We start from the raw sequence: 6000 nt of genomic DNA, 5'->3' as shown, positions 1-6000 counted from the left end.
GGCATCCCCCGGCGGGGGGACGGCGGGACGGACCCGCTGGAACCGGCGGTCGAAGTTGACGAAGGTGCCGTCCTTCTCCAGCCAGGACGCGACCGGCAGCACGACGTCGGCGTGGCGGGCGGTCTCGGACAGGAACAGCTCGTTGCAGACGACGAGCGGGCACGCGTCCAGGGCTCCGGCCACCCGGTTCGCGTCTGGGTCGGTGGCGCAGACGTCCTCACCGATGACCCACAGAGCCCGCAGATCCCCGGCCCGTGCGGCGGCGAACATGTCCGGGATCCGCAGGCCGGGGCGGCCCGGGACCGGGGCGCCCCACACCGCCTCGGCCCGGGACCGTACGGCAGGGTCGGTCACCTTGCCGTAGCCGGGCAGGAGGTCGGGCAACGCGCCCATGTCGGAGGCGCCCTGGACGTTGTTCTGGCCGCGCAGCGGGTTGACCCCGTGCCCGCGGTCGGTGCCCACGGCACCGCGCAGGATCGCCAGGTTGGCCAGCGACCGCACCCCGTCCGTGCCGTGGAGGTGCTCGGTGACGCCCAGGCCGTAGACGATCGCCGGGCGTTCGGAACGCCCGTAGAGCCGGGCGGCGGCGACCAGGTCCGCGGCGGGTACCCCGGTGATGTCCGCGACCCGATGGGGCGGGTAGTCGTCCAACAGCTCGGTGAGCTCCGGCAGACCGGTGGCCCGCTCTCGGAGGAACTCCTCGTCGGCCAGTCCTTCGGCGCGCAGGACGTGGGCGAGCCCGTGGAAGAGTGCGACGTTGGTACCGGGGCGGGGCCGCAGATGCACGTCGGCGTGCAGGGCGAGGCCGACGGCTCGGGGGTCGGCGACCACGAGCTTGGCCCCGTGCAGTACGCGCCTCAGCAGTCGCGCTCCGACCACCGGGTGGGCTTCGACGGGGTTGGCCCCGACCACCAGCAGGCAGTCGGCCCGCTCGACGTCATCGAAGCTGTCGGTGCCGCCGGAGAGCCCGAAGGAGGCGGTCAGGCCGGCGGCGGACGGGGAGTGGCAGAGGCGGGAGCAGTTGTCGACGTTGTTCGTGCCGATGACGACCCGCATGAACTTCTGGACGAGGTAGTTCTCCTCGTTGGTGGCGCGAGCCGAGGAGATCGCCGCCACGGCGTCCGGCCCGCCGGCGTCAACGGCTTCGCGCAGCCCCCGGGCGACATGGCCGAGCGCCTCGTCCCAGCCGACCGGCTCCAGGCGGCCGTCGCGTCGCATCAGGGGCCGGGTGAGCCTCTCGGGGGAGGTGAGATATCCGTGGGCGAAGCGCCCCTTGACGCATGCGTGCCCCTGGTTGACCGGGCCGTCCCGGGCGGGCAGTACCGCCGTGACCTCGCCGTCGCGGGTGACGACATCCAGCGCACACCCGACGCCGCAGTAGCCGCACGTGGTGCGCGTCCGGGCCGCCGTCGGGCGGATCCCGGAAGTGAGCCCGCGCGCCGGACCGGGCTCGGTGATCGCCCCGGTGGGACACGTGTCGACGCAGCCGCCGCAGGCCACACAGTCCGACTCGGCCCAGGGCCCGCCGGTGCCCGGGGCCACGACGGTGTCGGCGCCCCGCCCGACCAGGGTGAGGGCGAAGGTGCCCTGCACCTCGGCGCACATGCGGACACACCGGCCGCAGGCGATGCACAGGTCCCGGTCAAGGTGGACGTACGGGTGGGAGTCGTCACCGCCCCGACCTCCGACGCCCTGTGCCGCCTCGGGGCCGATGCCCATCGACCGGCAGACATGCGCCAGCTCGCTGGGGTTGTCGTCGGCGAGGGCACGGGACGGCAGAGCGGAGGCGATGACCTCCACCGCCTCCCGACGCAGCAATCGCAGATCGTCCGTGTCGGTTTCGATCCGGGCCCCGGATGCGGCCGGGGTGACACAAGCCGCCGCGATCCTCCCGTCGGCCCGTACCAGGCAGGTGCGGCACGATCCGGCAGCGCTGAGCCGGTCGTCGGAGCAGAGTGCGGGCAGCTCGACTCCGGCCGCCCGCACTGCCGCGAGCAGTGAAGCTCCCTCGAACACATCGACGCACATGCCGTCGACCTCGATCTCGATGCCGGTCATGGAGCCCATCCCGCCAGTCGGTCCCCGTAGGCGCGGGCGAGGCTGTGCACGGCAGGTGGGATCCGCCGTCCGAAGGCGCACAGACTCGCCTCGGCCAGGACATGCGACAGCCGTTCCCACTCTTCCCCCGGCGGGGCGCCCGCGTCTGCCAGCTCCAGGCCCCGGCGCGAGCCCACGCGGCAGGGCGAGCACGCGCCGCAGCTTTCGGCGGCGGCGAACTGCCAGATGTGCCGCATGACATCCTCCGGAGCAACGCGCTGGTCGAAGGCGACGAGGCCGGCGTGGCCGAGGGCCGCGCCCTGGGCATCGAGGTCGGCAGTGGTCAGCGGTACGTCCAGTGCGTCGGGGGCGAGGAAGCCGCCCAGCGGCCCGCCGACCTGGACCACGGCCAGCTCGGCGTCGTCCTTCAGCCCGCCGCCCAGCTCGGTGACGATCCGCCTCACCGGGGTGCCGAGCTCCACTTCGTACGCGCCTGGCCGGGTGAACCGCTCCGACAGGCAGACCAGCTTCGTCCCGGTCTCGTTGGGCGTCCCGCGCCGGGCGTACGCTTCGCCGCTCCGGGAGACGATCCATGGGACGGCCGCAAGGGTCTCGACGTTGTTCACCACCGTCGGCGCATCCCACAGCCCGCGCTGGGTCGGGTAGGGCGGGCGCGGCCGGGCACAGCCCCGGTCCCCCTCCAGGCTCGCGATCAGGGCAGTCTCCTCACCCGCGACATACGACCCGGCGCCCTCCACCACCTGTACGTCCAAGGCCGTGTCCGTGCCGTGCACGGACGCGCCGAAGTGCCCGTCCGCGTACGCCTGCCCGACCACCTCCCGCATCCGCGCCAGCGCGCGCGGATACTCCGAGCGGACCAACACCACACCCCGCCGGGCCCCGCACGCGAAGCAGGCCAGGGCCAAGCCCTCAAGCACCCGTTCCGGATCCCGCTCCATCAACAGCCGGTCGGCGTAGGAGCCGGGATCTCCCTCGTCCCCGTTGACCACCACGACGGTGCCGGGTGCCCGGCCGGCCGCCTCCCACTTCGCCGCGACCCGGAAGCCCGCGCCGCCACGCCCCCGCAGCCCGGATGCCGCCACCTCCTGCTGGACCTCGTCAGGAGTACCCGCCGTCACCATCCGCGGCCATACCTGCCACACGGGCTCACCGGCCACCACGCCCCCCAGCAGAACCGGGTCGCCGGTGCCGTCGGCCGCCGGAATCTCCGGAGCCCGAGGGGGTTCGCGCCCCGCGAGTTGGCCGGCCAGCGTCGGGCCCGTGCAGGGCGTGTCACCGTCGAGCGCCGCTGGACCGGCGTAGCAGTACCCCAGACAGCGCACGGCCTGCAACGACGTCTCACCGTCCGGCGACGCCGTGCCCGCCGTGACGCCCAGCTCGCGCTCCACATCGGCCAGATGCCGTCCGGCCTGCGCGGCGAAGCACGCTGTCGCCGCGCAGACCCGGACGTGACGGCGGCCGTGCGGGGCGGCGAGGTCCGCGTAGTAGCCGGCGGGTCCGAGCGCGGCGGCAGGGGGCAGGCCGATAGCGGCGGCGACATCCGGAGCCCAGGCCTCCGGACTGTCCGCCGTTCCCGCCCTGGCCTCGGCCAGCGCCTCGATCAGCCGGTCTCCAGGCCGCCCGCGCCGGTCGGCCAGGGCCCGAAACGCGTCGAAACGGTCCGCAGGACCCACGGGAACCATGACCTCATCGTGGAGGCAGTCGTACGAGGCCGCATCCCGGCATCGGCGTGCGAGCGCGCCAGCGGGGGCATCAGGGTGCGGGCAGAGGGCCTCGCTGCGAGCCGGGGCCCCCGAGCCGCGGCCTGTCAGGACGAGCAGTCTCCGAGGGCGGAGACGGTCGACGACACCTGAGCCATCGGGCAGACCATGTCCCGCGGCGGTACCGCCGTGCCCGGCCTTCAGCGGACAGCCCCGCCCGTGCGCAGCCTCAGGTCCGTGCCAGGGGCGACCGGTCCAGGAGCACGATGCCGACCACGGCGGTGGCCGCCCCCAGCGCCTGTACGGTCAGGGCCCAGGTGGACGAGGCGAGCTGCTCGCCGAAGACGGCGATGCCGATCAGGACGGCGCCGATCGGCTCGAGGGTGTCGATGAGCGGCAGGCTGATGGCCAAGGAGCCGGCCTGGTAGGAGCTCTGCGAGAAGACCAGGGCCGTCACGCCGACGGCGAGCAGTACGTACGGCTCCCAGTGGGCCAGTGCGCCGAGCCCGTCGGCGCGGAACCGGCCTGCCGTGCTCTTGGTGAGGCTGTCGAGCAAAGCGAACAGCAGGGCCGTGCAGGTCGCGTACAGGGCCGTCCGCGTCGTCGCCCGGCTTCTGCGTCCGATCGGAGTCAGCACCGCCACCGCGCCGCCGACGGCCGCGAGCACCGGCAGCCACTCGTGCCCCGCCAGAACCTCCGACCCCGCGGGGGACGGCGGCAGGACCGTCAGGAACGCGGCCACGCCCCCCGCTGTGCAGGCGATTCCCGCCGCCTCCCGGCGTGTCAGAGGCATGTTGCGGCGCCAGGCGAGCAGGGGCAGGGCGAAGACGAGATCGGTGGCCGCCAGCGGCTGGACCAGGACGAGTGGGCCGTAGGCGAGAGCGAGGCCGAGCAGTGCGTAGGAGGCGATGGTCAGGCCCATACCGGCCAGCCATCTCGGCCGGCGGGCCAGGTCGAGCAACAGCCGGAGCCGCAGCGACTCCCGGGCGGGCGCCTCGCTCGCCGCCCGTTGCTGGAGTACTGACGCGACTCCGAAGGTGAGCGCGGACAGCAGGGCGGCCGGCACCGCGACAGCGGCGTTCACGGGCCCAGCATTCCGGCATGGGTGACCGCGGCCCTCCCCGACACGCGAGAGCGGGGGAACGTCGGCGCAACCGGGCGCCGGCCGAGATCAGTGGTGGGCGACGATGGCGACGGGCGCGGTGCAGTGGTGTATCACCGCGTGGGTGATGGATCCGATGTGGGCGCCTAGGGGGGACCTGCGGATACGCCGACCGACGACCACGAGATCCGCGTCGGCGGCGGATTGCACCAGCAGTTGGGAGGGTGCGCCGATGGGTGTCAGCTCGACGACCGTCACCGAAGGGTACTTCCCCTGCCAGGGCGCCAGGATGTCCCTGAGACTGCGGGCGATGTCCGGCCGCATGTCCCGCTCGGCTGCTTCGAGTCCGAGTGCGTCGCGGACGACCGGCGGGAGTGACCAGCCGTAGAGCGTCCGCAGGCGGCCGCCGCGATGTGCGGCCTCGTCGAACGCGAAGTCCAGGAGCGGGTCGCAGGACTGGTGGATGTCGACGCCGACGACGACGTCACGCGAGGGTCCGGCCGGAGCCGCCTGGTTCTGGGCGCCCGGGGGCTTGGGTGCCCGTACGAGAACGACCGGCGGCTCGGTGGCGGTGATCGTCTGCATGCCGACCGATCCAAGGACGAAGCCCATGACGCCGCTCAGTCCGCGGGAGCCGAGCACCAGCAGGTCGGCCTCGGCTGCCTCCGCGGCCAGAGCGGCGGGCGCCGGCCCCGACAACTGCCGCGTGGTGATCTCCAGGGAGGGGTGTTTGCACCGCAGCTCTTCCGCGGCCTCGGTCAGGAGCTGTTCGGCCCAGCGTCGTTGTGCGTCGGCTTGCGCCACAGGATCGACCGTCCAGACCGGCCGCTCGTCCGCGTGTACGAGGCGTAGCGGCGCCTTCCGCAGGAGTGCCTCCCGTGCCGCCCACTGGGCAGCAGCGGCGCTTTCGGGCGACCCGTCCAGGCCGGCGGTCACATGGCGGGACATCGGTGCTGACCTCCTACGCGCCGCATGCGCGGCCACGGCTCCAGGCTCACGTTGCGGCGGCACCCCCAGGAAGGGCCGAGCGGTCCCCGCGATGTGCCCCTTGTGGACCTGTGCCGTACAGCCCGGTGGCGCTTCACTGGAATTGACGAGGAGGACAGAACGAGGACACGGAGCAGCGGAGCGAGACCGCGC

At 73.5% G+C, this 6000-nt stretch carries 4 protein-coding genes; all 4 read right to left on the bottom strand.

The features are described 5' to 3' along the window. Nucleotides 1-2058 (bottom strand): molybdopterin-dependent oxidoreductase (locus ACWGI8_RS10025; protein WP_453659646.1); only part of this gene is annotated, 2058 nt, incomplete at its 3' end. After that, nucleotides 2055-3740, bottom strand: a complete 1686-nt coding sequence (locus ACWGI8_RS10020; RefSeq protein ID WP_453659645.1) for an NAD(P)H-dependent oxidoreductase subunit E — start codon at nt 3738-3740, stop codon at nt 2055-2057. The genes ACWGI8_RS10025 and ACWGI8_RS10020, both read right to left, overlap by 4 nt. A 247-nt stretch (nt 3741-3987) precedes the next feature. Continuing rightward, the gene (locus ACWGI8_RS10015) at nt 3988-4842 is read right to left on the bottom strand and encodes a DMT family transporter (protein WP_453659644.1); all 855 of its coding nucleotides are present in this window, start codon (nt 4840-4842) and stop codon (nt 3988-3990) included. 87 nt (nt 4843-4929) lie between these two features. Further along, entirely contained in the window at nt 4930-5808 is an 879-nt protein-coding gene (locus tag ACWGI8_RS10010) for a universal stress protein (RefSeq protein ID WP_453659643.1), read from the bottom strand. Between the last annotated feature and the right edge of the window lie 192 nt (nt 5809-6000).

This window comes from Streptomyces sp. NPDC054841, from assembly GCF_053611045.1.
Note: the sequence above shows the minus strand (reverse complement) of the source record. Positions and strands in the feature narration are given on the sequence as shown.